Consider the following 15,100-nt stretch of genomic DNA (forward strand, 5'->3'; position numbering starts at 1 on the left):
GCAGCGCGGTCTCGGAGAACTCCAGCATTGACCGGTAGTGCGCGCTGCCCAGGTAGTAGCGCAGCTCGGCGGGCCGGACCCGTTGCAGCACAGCGGGTACCGCGAGCACGTTACCCAGCGACTTGCTCATCTTCTCGCCGCCCATGGTCACCCAGCCGTTGTGCAGCCAATACCGGGCGAACGGGTCACCGGCGGCGCGGGCCTGGGCGATCTCGTTCTCGTGGTGGGGGAACACCAGATCCATGCCGCCGCAGTGAATGTCGAACTCGGCGCCGAGGTACTGGTGCGCCATCGCCACACATTCGGAATGCCAGCCTGGCCGTCCGCGTCCCCACGGCGTCGGCCACGACGGCTCTCCCGGCTTCGCGCCCTTCCACAGTGTGAAGTCACGCTGGTCGCGCTTGCCCGCCGCGACGCCCTCGCCCTGATGGACGTCCTCAATCCGGTGGCCGGACAACCGGCCGTATTCCGGGAAGCTCAGCACGTCGAAGTACACGTCGCCGGCACCGGTGTACGCGTGGCCGGTGTCGATCAGCCGCTCGATCAGCTCGACGATCTGCGTGATGTGACCGGTGGCGCGCGGCTCGGCCGACGGCGGCAGCACCCCCAGCGCGTCGTAGGCGGCGGAGAAGGCGCGCTCGTGCGTCGCCGCCCACTCCCACCACGGACGACCGGCGTCGGCCGCCTTGTTCAGGATCTTGTCGTCGATGTCGGTGACGTTGCGGATGAATGCCACGTCGTAACCGCGCGCCATCAGCCAGCGCCGTAGCACGTCGAATGCCACCCCGCTGCGCACGTGGCCGATATGCGGCAGGCCCTGAACCGTCGCGCCGCACAGATAGATCGACACGCGCCCGGGGCGCTCTGGGACGAAATCGCGCACGGCACCGGCGTAGGTGTCGTAGAGCCGCAAATTGGCGCGATCGGTCACGACGTGCCAGCTTACCGGCCTATTCGGCCCGAACGACCAGTGCGGTAGCGATTGCGGCTAACCCTTCACCACGGCCGGTCAGCCCGAGCCCGTCGGTCGTCGTCGCCGACACCGACACCGGCGCATCGAGAAGGTCCGACAGCACCGTCTGCGCCTGCTCGCGGCGTGGCCCGATCCTCGGCTTGTTGCCGATCACCTGCACCACCGCGTTGCCGACGCGGAAGCCCTCCCTGCGCAGCAGGCCGCGAACGTGGCCGAGCATGTCGGCGCCGGTCACGCCGTCCCAGTGCGGATCATTGATTCCGAACACTTCCCCGACGTCGCCGAGGCCTGCCGCCGACAGCAACGCGTCGCACAGCGCGTGCGCGGCGACGTCGCCGTCGGAGTGGCCGGCGCAGCCGTCGGCGTCCTCGAACAGCAGGCAGAGCAGCCAGCATGGGCGTCCCGGCTCGATCGGATGGACGTCGGTGCCCAGCCCGACGCGAAACGTGCCGGTCACCCGTCGGCCCGCAGCAGGGCCTCGGCCAGCAGCAGATCCAGCGGCGTGGTGATCTTGAATGCCAGCGGGTCGCCGTCGACGGTCTGGACCTGGCCGCCGATGTGCTCGACCACGGACGCGTCGTCGGTCACCGGCACCTCGCCGGCCCGCTCGTAGGCCCGCAGCAGCAGGTCGGCGCGAAAGCCCTGTGGCGTCTGCACGGCCCGCAATCCGGCCCGCTCGGGTGTCGCGATCACGACACCGTTCGCGTCGACGGCCTTGACGGTGTCGGCCAGCGGCAGCACCGGGATGACCGCGGGCTGACCGGCACGCAACGCCTCCACCACGCGCACGATCACCGCAGCCGGCGCCAACGCGCGCGCGGCATCGTGCACCAGCACGTATTCGGCGCCGCCGACAGCGCCCAGCGCGAGCCGCACCGATCGACTGCGGTCGGCGCCGCCGGCCACCACCGTTGCAGCCCCGCCGAGCAGCCGTTCGGCCTGATCGGTCCTGTCCGGCGGCACCGCCACCACGACCCGGTCCACGACCTCGGACTGCAGCAGGCCGGCGACGGCCCGGTCGAGCAGGGTGCGCCCGGCGACCTCAACGAAGGCCTTCGGAACGCGGGCGGCCAATCGGTCGCCCGAACCCGCGGCCGGGACGACCGCGATGGTGCTCATCGCCTCAGGAGGCGGCGGCCAGAACCTCGTCGAGGATGGTCTCGGCCTTGGCGTCGTCGGTGTTCTCGGCCAGCGCCAACTCGCCTACCAGGATCTGGCGGGCCTTGGCCAACATCCGCTTCTCACCGGCGGACAAGCCGCGCTCCTGATCGCGGCGCCACAGGTCGCGCACCACCTCGGCGACCTTGTTCACGTCACCCGAGGCGAGCTTCTCGAGGTTGGCCTTGTAGCGGCGCGACCAGTTGGTCGGCTCCTCGGTGTGCGGCGCGCGCAGCACCTGAAACACCTTGTCCAGGCCTTCCTGGCCGACCACGTCGCGGACACCGACATACTCGGCATTTTCGGCGGGCACTCGAACCGTCAAGTCACCCTGCGCAACCTTCAAGACGAGATATTCCTTTTGTTCGCCTTTGATGGTTCGGGTTTCGATCGCTTCGATCAACGCAGCACCGTGGTGTGGATAGACAACGGTGTCTCCGACCTTAAAAATCATCTGATTCGAGCCCCTTTCGCCACTCAATGCTAACACGGCGCGAAGCCACGTGTTGAACAACGGTGCAGGTCAGGGGCCACTGCAGGTAAACACTAGGGGTTGACAGCACGACGATTTCGTGCTTCGCCTGGACCGGTCCCGGCCCTTGCGCTGCTCTTATCCACAGGCTCGGGGGCCCCGTCGGGGCACTCCGCTACCGTCGTCTCGCGCCACCTACTACTGTGCATAGTCGACCGCCCCGCCGTGCCGCGCTTTGCCGATCAGGAGACCGCCGTGAACCGTTTCCCCCGACGCGCCCGAGCCCCCCGCGCGCTGGCGATTTGCGGGCTCGTCGCCGCCGCCGCGCTGACCGGTTGCGGTGCCGGGCAACTCTCGCAAACCGCGTCGATCGAGCCGGCCGTCAACGGTGCCAGTGCCACGGTGAACCACATCGCGCTGCGCGACATCCGGATCAGAGCCATCCAGACCAGCGACGCGCTGCAGCCCGGCAAGACCGTCGACTTGTTGTTCGTGGCCACCAATCAGTCGTCGGACATCAACGACAGCCTGGTGAGCATCACGTCCGACTTCGGGTCCGTCTCGGTGACCGGCAACCGCGAGATACCCGCGGGTGGGGCACTGATCGTCGGTACCCCCGAGGCCGGTACCCCCGAGGGCGATGCCAGCGCACTGAGCGCCACGGAGGGCGCAAGAACGGCCACCGCGACTGTGACGCTGAGCAAACCGATCACTAACGGGCTGTCCTACAACTTCACCTTCCGGTTCGCCCACGCGGGCGAGACCACCGTCCCGGTGCCGATCACGGCCGGCACGAACGCGCCGCGACTCGATCAGGTGCCCGGCTCGAGCGGCGCGCAAGGCGGCGCGCAGGGCGGCCACCCCTAGCAATCTGTCGGCCCATCCGGATACCGTTCCGGCGTGGCCAAGACTCGCACCCGGTACCGATGCTCGGAGTGCCAGCATGTCACGGCCAAGTGGGTGGGCCGATGTCCGGACTGTGGCACCTGGGGCACGGTCAACGAGGTCGCGGCGCCGACGGCGCTGGCAGGCAAGGCGCAACGGTCTGTCGTGCCGGCGTCGCCCGCCGTGCCGATGAGCTCGATCCGGCCCGGCGTCACCCGTCACTACCCGACCGGCGTCAGCGAACTGGATCGAGTGCTTGGCGGTGGCGTCGTACCCGGCTCGGTCACGCTGCTGGCCGGAGATCCCGGCGTCGGTAAGTCAACGCTGCTGCTCGAGGTCGTGCACCGGTGGGCCGAGGCCGGACGCCGGGCCCTTTACATCTCGGGCGAGGAGTCGACTGGACAGATCCGGCTGCGGGCCGGGCGCACCGGCTGCACCCATGACGAGGTGTTCCTCGCCGCGGAGTCCGACGTGCACACGGTGCTGGGCCACATTGAGGCGGTCACGCCCAGCCTGGTCGTTGTCGACTCTGTGCAGACCATGTCGACCACCGACGCCGACGGCGTCACCGGCGGCGTCACGCAGGTGCGCGCGGTGACCGCCGCGTTGACCTCGGCGGCTAAAACTTCGGGGGTCGCGATGGTCCTCGTCGGCCACGTCACCAAGGACGGTGCCATCGCGGGGCCGCGCACGCTGGAGCATTTGGTGGATGTCGTGCTGCACTTCGAGGGCGACCGGCACTCGGTATTGCGGATGGTCCGCGGTATCAAGAACCGCTTCGGCGCCTCCGACGAGGTGGGCTGTTTTACCTTGCACGACAATGGGATTGAGTGTGTGGCCGACGCGTCCGGGCTGTTTCTGGACCAGCGTGCCGAGCCGGTGTCCGGGACCGCTGTCACCGTCACGCTGGACGGCAAACGCCCGCTGATCGGTGAGGTGCAGGCGCTGTTGGCCAAGCCCGCCGGCGGCACGCCGCGGCGGGCGGTCAGCGGCATCGACTACTCCCGCTCGGAGATGATCGGTGCCGTGCTCAGCAGGCGGGCCAAGATGAACGTCCTCGATCACGACATCTATCTGTCCACCGTCGGCGGCATGCGGCTGACCGACCCGTCCGCCGATCTTGCGGTGGCGGTGGCGATGGCCTCGGCGTACCGCGATCTGCCGCTGCCGACCACCGCGGTGGTGATCGGCGAGGTGGGGCTGGCCGGTGACCTGCGCCGCGTCGGCGGGATGGAACGTAGGTTGGCCGAGGCGGTCCGCCTGGGCTTCACCACCGCGCTGATTCCGCACGGCGTGCGGACCGTGCCGAGCGGAATGTGCGCGATGCAGGCGAAGACCATCAGTGGTGCGCTTGGGTTGTTGCATGAGATCGCCGTCAAGTCGCCGCTCGGCCCCACCGAGATGCAGCTGCTCGAGCCAACCGACGACGCGGACGGTTGGCCATGACGACGCCGGAAAAACCCGCCGACACCAAGGCCCCGGTGGTGCACCCGGCGTTGCGTGAGACGCTGGGCCGGCTGGCGCCCGGCACGGCCCTGCGCGACGGGCTGGAGCGCATCCTGCGGGGCCGCACCGGCGCGCTGATCGTGCTCGGCTACGACGAACGCGTCGAGGCGATCTGCGACGGCGGGTTCTCGCTCGACGTCCGCTTCTCGCCGACTCGCCTGCGCGAGTTGTCGAAAATGGATGGGGCGCTTGTGCTTTCCGTCGACGGCAGCCGCATCGTGCGGGCCAACGTCCAGCTGGTGCCCGACCCATCGATCCCGACCGACGAATCCGGCACCCGCCATCGGTCGGCCGAACGCACCGCAATCCAGACCGGCTACCCGGTGGTGTCGGTCAGCCACTCGATGAGCATCGTCACGGTCTACGTGGCGGGGGAACGCCACGTGATGGCAGATTCGGCGACCATCCTGTCGCGAGCCAACCAGGCCGTCGCGACGCTGGAGCGCTACAAGGCCCGACTCGACGAGGTGAGCCGCCAGCTGTCCACCGCGGAGATCGAGGACTTTGTGACGCTGCGCGACGTGATGACCGTGGTGCAGCGACTGGAGATGGTGCGCCGGATAAGCCTCGAGATCGATGAGCATGTCGTCGAACTGGGCACCGACGGCCGGCAGTTGAAGCTGCAGCTGGAAGAACTGGTGGGCGGCAACGACGTGGCGCGCGAGCTGATCGTGCGCGACTACCACGCCAACCCGCAGCCGCTCACCGGCGGTCAGGTGGCCGCGACGCTCGACGAGCTCGATCAGCTGTCCGACGCCGACCTGCTCGACTTGACCGCGCTGTCAAAGGTTTTCGGTTATCCGTCGACGGCGGAGGCGCAGGACTCGGCGATGAGCCCCCGCGGATACCGCGCGATGGCGGCCATTCCGCGGCTGCAGTTCGCTCACATTGACTTGTTGGTGCGGGAATTCGGATCGCTGCAGGGCCTGCTGGCCGCCAGCTCCAGTGACCTGGAGAAGGTGGAGGGCATCGGCGAGATGTGGGCGCGACACATCCGGGAAGGATTGTCGCAGCTGGCCGAGTCGACGATCGCCGACCCGCTGGCGTGATCAGCCGGGCGGCGACGGTGCTGCCGGTTGCCCGGGTGCCCCGGGCGCGGGCTGAGCGCTGGGCGGCGTCGGCTGGGCGATGATGAACGGCACCGGCGCCGACCGCAGGTTGCCCAACTGCACCACCAGGTTGTAGGTGCCGGGCCCGATCGGTTGACGCGGCAACGGGCACTGCGGCGCCGAGCCCATGCCGGTCCACGTCACCTCGGTGGTCACCTGCTCGCCCGGGTTGAACGTCTTGACCAGGGTCTCGTTCGACGGCGCGCAGTCCAGATTCGACCACAGCCGGTTGTTGTCGAGCGAGTACACATACGCCGCGAGCACCGCGGCCCCGACGTCGCGCTTGCACGCGACCAGTCCGATATTGGTGACGACCATCGTGAACTTCGGCTGATCACCGACGACGAACTGCGGCTGGCTGGTGATGCCCTTGACCGCCAGCGTGGAGTCGGGGCAGTCATCGCCCTCCTTGAGCACCGGCGGCGGCATGACGGCGGTCGTCGGGGTTGCCGTCGGCGGTGCCGGCGGTTGCACCACCGGCGTGATCGGCGTCTTCACCTCGGGCTGCGGGTTCGCGGCTGCGGCCGACGCGGGGCTGGCGGGTTTGGTGCCCGCTCCGGCGTTGCTGGTCACCACCATCACGGTGACCCCCACCACTGCCGCCATCACGAATACCGCGATCCCTAGCGCAAGGGCGCGGCGCCGCCAGTAGATCTGCGACGGCAGCGGGCCATGCGGTTCCAGATCCAGCACGTTCTCACGGTAAGGCCAGGTCACTGCGACTCGTCCGACCCGCTTCGGCGTGTCGGGGGCTAACTGTCGCCGGCCGATTCACCGATGTCGCCGATGCAATCCCGCAAAACGACGCGCCCGTCGGCGAGGTGATAGGTCAGCCCGACGATCGCCAGCTGGGCCTTGTCGACCCGGTCGGCGATCGCGCTGGACCGCGACATCAGCTGCGCGGCGGTTTCGAGCACGTGATGCGCCTCGAATTCGTCGACGCGGCTGAGCCCCTGGCGACGGCCGAGCAGGATCGACGGCGTGACGCGCTCGACCACGTCACGCACGTAACCACCCGGCACGGTGCCGTCGTCCAGCGCGGACAGCGTTGCCTTCACGGCGCCGCAGCTGTCGTGCCCGAGCACCACGATCAGCGGCACGTCGAGCACCGTGACGGCGTACTCCAGCGAGCCCAGCACGGCCGAATCCAGGACGTGCCCGGCGGTGCGCACCACGAACATGTCACCGAGCCCCTGGTCGAAGATGATTTCGGCGGCCACCCGGCTGTCGGCGCAGCCGAAAACCACCGCGGTCGGCTTCTGCGCGGCGGCGAGGCTGGCGCGGTGCTCCACGCTTTGGCTGGGGTGTTCGGGCCTGCCTGCCACGAACCGCTCATTACCATCCTTAAGTGCCTTCCAAGCAGTCGCCGGAGCCGCCCGGTCGGCGGCCTGAGATCCCGTGCTGGTGTAGGGCATGCGCCATATTGTGCCCGGGGGCGCCGTGACGATCGAACCGGCCGAGCTACTCCGTTGGTATGACCATGCGCATCGCGACCTGCCGTGGCGCCGGCCCGGTGTGACGCCCTGGCAGATCCTGGTTAGCGAGTTCATGCTGCAACAGACACCGGTGGCCCGGGTTCTGCCGGTTTGGGAGGCGTGGGTGCGTCGCTGGCCGACGCCGCCCGCGACCGCGGCCGCGAGTGCCGCCGACGTGCTGCGGGCGTGGGGCAAGCTGGGTTACCCGCGTCGGGCGAAGCGGCTCCACGAATGCGCGGTCGTGATCACGCGGGAGCACGGCGAGGTGGTGCCCGACGACGTCGACACGTTGATGCGGCTACCCGGCGTCGGGGCATACACCGCGCGGGCGGTGGCGTGCTTCGCGTTCCGGCGTCCGGTTCCCGTCGTCGACACCAACGTGCGCCGCGTCGTCGCCCGCGTCGTTCGTGGCGAGGCCGACACCGCCGCCAGTGCCCGCGACCTCGCCGACGTTGCCGAGCTGCTTCCCGGCGATCACCGCGCGCCCCGGCTATCGGCGGCACTGATGGAGCTGGGCGCGCTGGTCTGCACCGCGCGATCGCCGCGCTGCGGGGTGTGCCCGGTCACCGGTTGCGCGTGGCGGGCCGCCGGTCATCCGTCCCCGTCCGCTCCGCGCCGCGTCCAGACCTACGCCGGCACCGACCGGCAGGTCCGCGGCAGGCTGCTGGATGTGTTGCGCGGCAACGAGTCCCCGGTCACGCGAGCCCAGCTTGAGGTGGCATGGCCGGCCGACACCATCCAGCGCGATCGCGCCTTGGACTCGCTGCTGGCCGACGGGCTGGTGGAGTCGACGGCCGACGGCCGCTACGCATTGGTCGGCGAGGGCTAGTTTTGCGCGACACTCAAACGGTGACGCCGACGCGCGACGCAACATGTTGAGTTTCGCGGCGGTCCGTTAGGCCGACTCGGCCTCGGGGGCGGCGGAGCAGGCGAACCTGCGCCGGTACACCGACGGCGTCACCCCGACCAACCGGCGGAAGTGGTGGCGCAGCAGCGTCGCCGTGCCGAAGCCGACCCGATCGGCGATGCGGTCGACGTCGAGGTCGGTCTCCTCCAGCAGCCGGCGCGCGAACAGCACCCGCTGATCGGTCACCCACTGCATCGGCGTCGTGCCGGTCTCCTCGACGAACCGCCGGGCGAACGTCCGCGGCGACATGTGCGCGCGCTGCGCCATCGCCTGCACCGAGTGCGCCTCGCGGAGGTTGGCCAGAATCCAATCCAGTTGCGGCGCAAAGCCCTCCGAACAGTGCACCGGCACCGGCTGGACGATGAACTGTCGCTGGCCGCCGTCACGTTGCGGCGGCACCACCATGCGGCGCGCGATCGTGTTGGTGATCGCGCTGCCGAGTTCACGCCGCACCAGGTGCAGGCACGCATCGATGCCCGCCGCGGTGCCTGCGCTGGTGATCAGGTCACCGTCGTCGACGAACAACACGTTGCGGTCCACCTTCGCGGTGGGGTACATGCGCTGCAGCTCGTCGGCGTGCATCCAGTGTGTGGTGCACCGCCGCCCGTCGAGCAGGCCGGCCGCTCCCGCGACGAACGCGCCCGAGCAGACCGTCAGAATCGTCGATCCCGCCCTGGCGGCATCCCGCAGCGCATCAAGCGCCTCCTCGGGATACGGCTTGCCGGACACCGCGGGGACCGCGACCAGATCGGCGCCCTTCAGACCATTCAGGCCATGCTCGGGAATCACCTGCGCGCCGATCGTCGTCTGCAAGGGCTTTCCGGCCTCAGGGCCGCAGACCCGGAATTCGAAATTCGGAACGCCGTCGGCCCTGCGGTCGATGCCGAAGACCTCGCAAACCACGCCGAACTCGAACACGGCGAGGTCTTCGAGCACCAAGGCAGCCACTGATCTCAACATGGCAGTATCTTATCTCAGTGCGTCAGTCCTGCCACTGTTGGCGGAATATTCACCGCCGAACAATTACCGCCATGGCCGTGATATTGACGTTCTTGATTCTGCTGGCCCCGTTCGTGCTGGCCGCCGCGATCACCCGGGCCGCACACCGCTCCGGTTCCCTGCGCATGCGCCTCGACCAGTTTCAGGTGTCGGCGCCGATGGTCGGGCGGCTGTTCGACGGCGATCGCGACGCGTTTCGGGTCGAGCATGACCTGGATGCGGTCCGGACCCGCTTCGAGCAGAACCCGGCGTGGCCGGCCCCCGGGGCGATGGGCGAGCGCCGCTAGCGCTTGGATACGAATTCGCGCACCGCTTCGCGGTACAACTCTGGCGCCTCGTCGTGGACCAGATGGCCCGCGGCGTCTGCCCTGACATACGTTGTGTGATAACCGGTTTCGTGCATTGCTGACATCTGCGCGGGTGGTGTGATGGAGTTGCCGGCCTCGATCAGCAGGGCCGGGACGCGCACGGCGCGCCAGGACTCCCAGTAGTCGCGTCTCCCCCACTCGGCGGCAATCTCTATCCACCGCTCGACGTGGCCGTGCAGCCGCCAGCCGGTGGGCGTGCGGTCGAACGCGTCCAGGAAGTACTGGCCGGCGATCGGGCCGAACTCGTCGAAAACCGCCTGCGCCGAAACAAATTCCTCGGGCAAGGCATGCAACCATGGTTCCCACGGGCCGGTCGTCCGGCCACGGAAATCCGGTGCCATGTCCTCAACGACGAGGGCCGACACCAGTTCGGGCCGGTCCGCCGCCATACACCACGCGTGCAACCCACCCATCGAATGCCCGATCAGCGTGGCGGGTCGGCCCAGCGCGGCGACCGCGTCGACGAGGTCGGTGACGAACCGTTCGGTGCTGATCGGATGGGGATCGATCACATCGCGGCCGCGGTGCCATGGCGCGTCGTAGGTGTAGACGCGCCCAAGTTCGGTGAGCCACGACAACTGGCGCGACCATGTGCTGCCGCGGCCCATCAGCCCGTGGACGAGGACCAGCGGCTCACCATGGCCGCCGCGGTCGGTCAGCAGATCGCCACCCACGCTGACATCTTCCACCGCTGCCGGATCGGGCCACGGCCGCGCGGTAGCCTAAGCAGCATGCCCGTGGTGAAGATCAACGCAATCGAGGTTCCGCCCGACGCCGGACCTGAGCTTGAGAAACGATTCGCCCACCGCGCACACGCCGTCGACAGCCAGCCCGGTTTCCTGGGTTTCCAGCTGCTGCGCCCGGTCAAGGGCGAGAACCGCTACTTCGTGGTGACGCAATGGGAGTCCGAAGAAGCGTTCCAGGCATGGGCCACCGGACCCGCCATTCACGCGCACGCCGGGCATCGGGAGAACCCGGTAGCGACCGGCGCGTCGCTGCTGGAGTTCGAGGTTGTGTTGGACGTTGCGGGGACCGGCGCCAAGGCGTAACGCAAGCCGGGCGCTTTCCCGCGCCGCGGCGGTCATGCCCGCGGTCGCGCTGGTCGGTGTCCTGGCTTGCGGTTGTGCCACGACGCCCGCGGCGCCGCTGACCAGCGCGGGCGTTCGGATCAGCATGAACACACCGGTCGGTCTGCGCGCCAAGCAGACCATGGACATGCTGAACTCGGATTGGCCGATCGGCCCGGTCGGTGTTCGCACGTTGGCGGCACCGGACATGGTGGACCCGGTCGGCACGACGATGGATCGGCTGTGGTGGGACCGGCCGTTCACGGTTTCCGGGGTCGACATCGGCGCCGGGGCGGCCACTCTCCACCTGGTCACGTCGTTCGGCGCGAGACAGAACATCGAGATTCACGTCGATTCGGACAGCATGGTCGACCGGTTCGACGTGCAATTGCAGAAGCCGGCGATCACATCGTGGGCCGACGCCGACCGCGAGTTGTCCAAATCCGGCGCACGGTTTTCCTATCAGGTCGCCAAGGTCAACGACGGCCGCTGCGAACCCATCGCCGGCGCCAACACCGCCCAATCCCTGCCTCTGGCATCGATTTTCAAGCTCTACGTGCTGTACGCGGTGGTAGACGCGGTGAAGGCCGGCACCGTTTCCTGGACCGACAAGTTGACGATCACCGGCCAAGCGAAGGCGGTCGGGTCGTCGGGGCTGGAGACGTTACCGCCGGGCGCGCAGGTCACCGTCCGCACGGCCGCCGAAAAGATGATCGCCAACAGCGACAACATGGCCACCGACCTGCTCATTGACCGGGTCGGCACACGCGCCGTCGAGCGGGCGCTCGTCGACGCCGGCCACCACGACCCGGCGAGCATGACGCCGTTCCCGACGATGCACGAGCTGTTCTCGGTCGGCTGGGGGCAACCAGATCTGCGTGAGCAGTGGAAGCAGGCCGCCAAGGTCGGGCCACAGGCGCGGGCACAGCTGCTGCAGCAGACGAATTCGCGTCCTTATCAACCTGATCCGAATCGCACGCACACCCCGGCGTCCACGTATGGCGCGGAGTGGTACGGCAGCGCAGAAGACATCTGCCGCGTGCATGCCGCCCTTCAGGTCGGCGCCATCGGTGTCGCCGCACCGGTCAAGCAGATCATGTCGGCGATCCCTGGCATCGATCTCGACCCGGCACAGTGGCCTTATGTCGGCGCCAAGGCCGGAAACCTACCCGGCGACTTGACATTCAGCTGGTATGCCGTCGACCGCGGCGGCCAACCGTGGGTGGTCAGCGTCCAGATGAATTGGCCGCGCTACCACGGTTCAAGTGCCGGGGGATGGCTGCTGTCGATCGCCGAGCAGATGTTCGCGATGCTGCCGCCGCACTCCTAGAAACCGGACCGGCTTGAGGCGTCAATCGCATCCCTCATGCGCGATGCGGTCCGCTAATCCGCTCGTCGACTCAGCCCCACGCCATGCGGTTGGGGCTGCGGCTGCGGCTGTTGTGCCTGTGGTGCGCCGCCGTAACCAAGCTGGGACGCGGTGTAGCAGGCGACATCGGTCGCCGGCACCGCCTCGACCGCGGTGCCGTTGGTCGTGACGGTCAGCACGGGGCGCCTTTCTGGGACGGGTCAAAAACGAACCGGGCGATACCCCGGTGAGGGTACCGCCCGTTTCGCTAGACGTGCGCGGGTTACTTTGCCGCGTGGCTGCCGCCGGTCGCGGCCGGCTCGGCCTTTGCCAGGTCGGCCTCGGACGCCTTGGCTGGCTTGGGCATACCGGCGAAGCTGAACACAGCATCTTCGCCGGAGCCCTCGCCGTCCCAGTTCTCGACGTCGACCGTGACGAGCTGGCCGGGACCAACCTCATCGAACAAGATCTTCTCCGACAGGGCGTCCTCGATCTCTCGCTGGATCGTGCGCCGCAGCGGTCGCGCCCCAAGCACGGGATCGAACCCGCGCTTGGCCAGCAGCTCCTTGGCCCTCGGCTTCAGGTCGAGCGCCATGTCCTTGGTCTTGAGCTGCTTCTCCACCCGGCTCACCATCAGGTCCACCATGCGGATGATCTCGTCCTTGGTCAGCTGGTGGAAGACGATGATGTCGTCGATGCGGTTGAGAAACTCCGGGCGGAAGTGCTTCTTCAGCTCGTCGTTGACTCGCTGCTTCATCCGCTCGTAGTTGTTGTCACCGCCACCCGGCGAGAAGCCCAGGCTGACCGCCTTGGAGATGTCCGCGGTGCCAAGGTTCGACGTGAAGATCAGCACGGTGTTCTTGAAGTCGACCGTGCGACCCTGGCCGTCGGTCAACCGGCCGTCCTCGAGCACCTGCAACAGGCTGTTGTAGATCTCCTGGTGCGCCTTCTCGATCTCATCGAACAGCACCACCGAGAACGGCTTGCGCCGCACCTTCTCGGTCAGCTGGCCGCCCTCCTCGTAGCCGACGTACCCCGGAGGCGCACCGAACAGCCGCGACGCGGTGAACCGGTCATGGAACTCGCCCATGTCGATCTGGATCAGCGCGTCGTCGTCGCCGAACAGGAATTCCGCGAGCGCCTTTGACAGCTCGGTCTTACCGACACCGGACGGGCCGGCGAAGATGAACGAGCCGGACGGGCGCTTCGGATCCTTCAGCCCGGCACGAGTACGACGGATCGCCTTGCTGACCGCGTTGACGGCGTCCTCCTGGCCAATGATCCGCTTGTGCAGCTCCTCCTCCATGCGCAGCAGCCGGCTGGTCTCCGCCTCGGTGAGCTTGTACACCGGGATACCGGTCCAGTTCCCCAGCACCTCGGCGATTTGCTCGTCGTCGACCTCGGCGACCACGTCGAGATCGCCCGAACGCCATTGCTTCTCACGCTCGGCCCGCTGAGCGACCAGCGACTTCTCCCGGTCACGCAGGCTTGCGGCCTTTTCGAAGTCCTGCGCGTCGATCGCGGACTCCTTCTCGCGGCGCGCCTCGGCGATCTTTTCGTCGAAGTCGCGCAGATCTGGCGGCGCCGTCATCCGGCGGATCCGCATCCGCGCGCCGGCCTCGTCGATCAGGTCGATCGCCTTGTCCGGCAGGAACCGGTCGTTGATGTAGCGGTCGGCCAGCGTGGCCGCGGCCACCATCGCGGAGTCGGTGATCGACACCCGGTGGTGCGCCTCGTATCGGTCGCGCAGACCCTTCAGGATCTCGATCGTGTGCTCGACTGTCGGCTCACCGACCTGCACCGGCTGGAAACGGCGCTCCAGGGCGGCGTCCTTCTCGATGTACTTGCGGTACTCGTCGAGCGTGGTGGCGCCGATGGTCTGCAGCTCGCCGCGGGCCAGCTTCGGCTTCAGGATCGACGCGGCGTCGATCGCGCCCTCGGCGGCACCGGCACCGACCAGCGTGTGCAGCTCGTCGATGAACAGAATGATGTCGCCGCGGGTGTTGATCTCCTTGAGCACCTTCTTCAGGCGCTCCTCGAAATCACCGCGGTAGCGGCTGCCCGCCACCAGCGAGCCCAGATCCAGCGTGTAGAGCTGCTTGTCCTTCAGTGTTTCGGGGACCTCGCCGTGCACGATCGCCTGCGCCAGACCCTCGACCACGGCCGTCTTGCCGACGCCGGGTTCGCCGATCAGCACCGGGTTGTTCTTGGTGCGCCGGCTCAGCACCTGCATAACCCGCTCGATTTCCTTCTCCCGGCCGATGACCGGGTCCAGCTTGCCCTCCATCGCGGCCGCGGTCAGGTTGCGGCCGAATTGATCCAGCACCAGCGAAGTGGACGGGTTGCCGGACTCGCCACCGCGGCCGCCGGTGCCGGCCTCCGCGGTCTCCTTGCCCTGGTAGCCGCTCAGCAGCTGGATGACTTGTTGACGCACCCGCGTCAGCTCGGCGCCGAGCTTCACCAGCACCTGCGCCGCGACGCCCTCGCCCTCACGGATCAGACCGAGCAGAATGTGCTCGGTGCCGATGTAGTTGTGGCCCAGCTGCAACGCCTCACGCAGGCTCAGCTCGAGCACCTTCTTCGCGCGCGGGGTGAAGGGAATGTGGCCGGACGGCGCCTGCTGGCCCTGGCCGATGATCTCCTCGACCTGGCTGCGAACGCCTTCCAGCGAGATGCCCAGCGACTCGAGCGACTTGGCAGCGACGCCCTCACCCTCGTGGATAAGCCCAAGGAGGATGTGCTCGGTCCCGATGTAGTTATGGTTCAGCATCCTGGCTTCTTCCTGAGCCAAGACGACGACGCGCCGTGCGCGGTCGGTAAATCTCTCGAACAT

General features: G+C 68.2%; 17 protein-coding genes. 7 read left to right on the forward strand and 10 right to left on the reverse strand.

The window, feature by feature from the left end:
* From cysS to carD, 4 genes are all read right to left on the reverse strand, one after another.
* A partial coding sequence (gene cysS, locus VE759_RS18230) for a cysteine--tRNA ligase (RefSeq protein ID WP_324935012.1) occupies window positions 1-931 on the reverse strand: 931 nt, incomplete at its 3' end.
* Between the two features lie 19 nt (window positions 932-950).
* On the reverse strand, window positions 951-1,430 hold the full coding sequence (gene ispF, locus VE759_RS18235; protein ID WP_324935014.1) for a 2-C-methyl-D-erythritol 2,4-cyclodiphosphate synthase: 480 nt from the start codon (window positions 1,428-1,430) through the stop codon (window positions 951-953).
* Window positions 1,427-2,092: a 2-C-methyl-D-erythritol 4-phosphate cytidylyltransferase gene (gene ispD / locus VE759_RS18240; RefSeq protein ID WP_324935015.1), complete on the reverse strand. Its 666-nt coding sequence runs from the start codon at window positions 2,090-2,092 to the stop codon at window positions 1,427-1,429. The genes ispF and ispD overlap by 4 nt, the downstream gene beginning before the upstream one ends.
* Window positions 2,093-2,096: 4 nt before the next feature.
* Complete coding sequence (gene carD / locus VE759_RS18245) at window positions 2,097-2,585, reverse strand: RNA polymerase-binding transcription factor CarD (protein WP_003921720.1); 489 nt, start codon at window positions 2,583-2,585, stop codon at window positions 2,097-2,099.
* Window positions 2,586-2,858: 273 nt separating this feature from the next.
* Between carD and VE759_RS18250 the strand changes: the two genes are divergently transcribed.
* From VE759_RS18250 to disA, 3 genes are read left to right on the forward strand one after another with little or no spacing between them, the layout of a single operon-like run.
* Window positions 2,859-3,470, forward strand: coding sequence for a hypothetical protein (locus VE759_RS18250; RefSeq protein WP_324935020.1), 612 nt, complete (start codon window positions 2,859-2,861; stop codon window positions 3,468-3,470).
* Between the two features lie 33 nt (window positions 3,471-3,503).
* Window positions 3,504-4,934: a DNA repair protein RadA gene (gene radA / locus VE759_RS18255; protein ID WP_324935022.1), complete on the forward strand. Its 1,431-nt coding sequence runs from the start codon at window positions 3,504-3,506 to the stop codon at window positions 4,932-4,934.
* The gene (gene disA / locus VE759_RS18260) at window positions 4,931-6,043 is read left to right on the forward strand and encodes a DNA integrity scanning diadenylate cyclase DisA (RefSeq protein WP_324935025.1); all 1,113 of its coding nucleotides are present in this window, start codon (window positions 4,931-4,933) and stop codon (window positions 6,041-6,043) included. The genes radA and disA overlap by 4 nt, the downstream gene beginning before the upstream one ends.
* On the opposite strand, the gene VE759_RS18265 is transcribed toward disA, so the two are convergent.
* Both VE759_RS18265 and VE759_RS18270 read right to left on the reverse strand, forming a co-directional pair.
* Window positions 6,044-6,796, reverse strand: coding sequence for a hypothetical protein (locus tag VE759_RS18265; RefSeq protein ID WP_324935027.1), 753 nt, complete (start codon window positions 6,794-6,796; stop codon window positions 6,044-6,046).
* A 59-nt stretch (window positions 6,797-6,855) separates the two neighbouring features.
* Window positions 6,856-7,518: a carbonic anhydrase gene (locus VE759_RS18270; RefSeq protein WP_324935029.1), complete on the reverse strand. Its 663-nt coding sequence runs from the start codon at window positions 7,516-7,518 to the stop codon at window positions 6,856-6,858.
* On the opposite strand from VE759_RS18270, the gene VE759_RS18275 reads away from it, so the two are divergent.
* Window positions 7,517-8,407 carry an A/G-specific adenine glycosylase gene (locus tag VE759_RS18275; protein ID WP_324935031.1) on the forward strand — a complete coding sequence of 297 codons (891 nt, stop codon included), beginning with the start codon at window positions 7,517-7,519 and terminating at the stop codon, window positions 8,405-8,407. The genes VE759_RS18270 and VE759_RS18275 overlap by 2 nt on opposite strands.
* A 66-nt stretch (window positions 8,408-8,473) precedes the next feature.
* Here the strand turns inward: VE759_RS18275 and VE759_RS18280 are convergent, their stop codons facing one another.
* Window positions 8,474-9,445, reverse strand: a complete 972-nt coding sequence (locus VE759_RS18280; protein ID WP_324935033.1) for a GlxA family transcriptional regulator — start codon at window positions 9,443-9,445, stop codon at window positions 8,474-8,476.
* A gap of 71 nt (window positions 9,446-9,516) precedes the next feature.
* Between VE759_RS18280 and VE759_RS18285 the strand changes: the two genes are divergently transcribed.
* Window positions 9,517-9,771, forward strand: a complete 255-nt coding sequence (locus tag VE759_RS18285) for a hypothetical protein (protein WP_324935035.1) — start codon at window positions 9,517-9,519, stop codon at window positions 9,769-9,771.
* Here the strand turns inward: VE759_RS18285 and VE759_RS18290 are convergent.
* Window positions 9,768-10,526 (reverse strand): alpha/beta hydrolase, encoded by a 759-nt coding sequence (locus tag VE759_RS18290; RefSeq protein WP_324935037.1) that lies wholly within the window; start codon window positions 10,524-10,526, stop codon window positions 9,768-9,770. The two genes, VE759_RS18285 and VE759_RS18290, sit on opposite strands and share 4 nt — an antisense overlap.
* Window positions 10,527-10,583: 57 nt before the next feature.
* Here VE759_RS18290 and mhuD point away from each other — a divergent pair, with 57 nt between their 5' ends.
* Entirely contained in the window at window positions 10,584-10,901 is a 318-nt protein-coding gene (gene mhuD / locus VE759_RS18295; RefSeq protein WP_324935039.1) for a mycobilin-forming heme oxygenase MhuD, read from the forward strand.
* A 34-nt stretch (window positions 10,902-10,935) separates the two neighbouring features.
* Complete coding sequence (locus tag VE759_RS18300) at window positions 10,936-12,249, forward strand: serine hydrolase (RefSeq protein ID WP_324935041.1); 1,314 nt, start codon at window positions 10,936-10,938, stop codon at window positions 12,247-12,249.
* 53 nt (window positions 12,250-12,302) lie between these two features.
* Here VE759_RS18300 and VE759_RS18305 read toward each other — a convergent pair whose 3' ends face one another.
* Together VE759_RS18305 and clpC1 are read right to left on the reverse strand one after the other, a co-directional pair.
* Complete coding sequence (locus VE759_RS18305) at window positions 12,303-12,467, reverse strand: hypothetical protein (protein ID WP_324935043.1); 165 nt, start codon at window positions 12,465-12,467, stop codon at window positions 12,303-12,305.
* An 83-nt stretch (window positions 12,468-12,550) separates the two neighbouring features.
* A complete protein-coding gene (clpC1, locus tag VE759_RS18310) occupies window positions 12,551-15,100 on the reverse strand; it encodes an ATP-dependent protease ATP-binding subunit ClpC (protein WP_324935045.1) in 2,550 nt (849 codons plus the stop codon).

The organism is Mycobacterium sp., assembly GCF_035640695.1.
GTDB lineage: Bacteria > Actinomycetota > Actinomycetes > Mycobacteriales > Mycobacteriaceae > Mycobacterium.

Coding starts and splice junctions, on each gene's coding strand:
- VE759_RS18275 (WP_324935031.1), top strand. CDS start 7,517: ATGCGCCATATTGTGCCCGGGGGCGCCGTGACGATCGAACCGGCCGAG.
- carD (WP_003921720.1), bottom strand. CDS start 2,585: ATGATTTTTAAGGTCGGAGACACCGTTGTCTATCCACACCACGGTGCT.
- disA (WP_324935025.1), top strand. CDS start 4,931: ATGACGACGCCGGAAAAACCCGCCGACACCAAGGCCCCGGTGGTGCAC.
- VE759_RS18280 (WP_324935033.1), bottom strand. CDS start 9,445: ATGTTGAGATCAGTGGCTGCCTTGGTGCTCGAAGACCTCGCCGTGTTC.
- clpC1 (WP_324935045.1), bottom strand. CDS start 15,100: ATGTTCGAGAGATTTACCGACCGCGCACGGCGCGTCGTCGTCTTGGCT.
- VE759_RS18285 (WP_324935035.1), top strand. CDS start 9,517: ATGGCCGTGATATTGACGTTCTTGATTCTGCTGGCCCCGTTCGTGCTG.
- mhuD (WP_324935039.1), top strand. CDS start 10,584: ATGCCCGTGGTGAAGATCAACGCAATCGAGGTTCCGCCCGACGCCGGA.
- VE759_RS18270 (WP_324935029.1), bottom strand. CDS start 7,518: ATGCCCTACACCAGCACGGGATCTCAGGCCGCCGACCGGGCGGCTCCG.
- ispD (WP_324935015.1), bottom strand. CDS start 2,092: ATGAGCACCATCGCGGTCGTCCCGGCCGCGGGTTCGGGCGACCGATTG.
- VE759_RS18300 (WP_324935041.1), top strand. CDS start 10,936: ATGCCCGCGGTCGCGCTGGTCGGTGTCCTGGCTTGCGGTTGTGCCACG.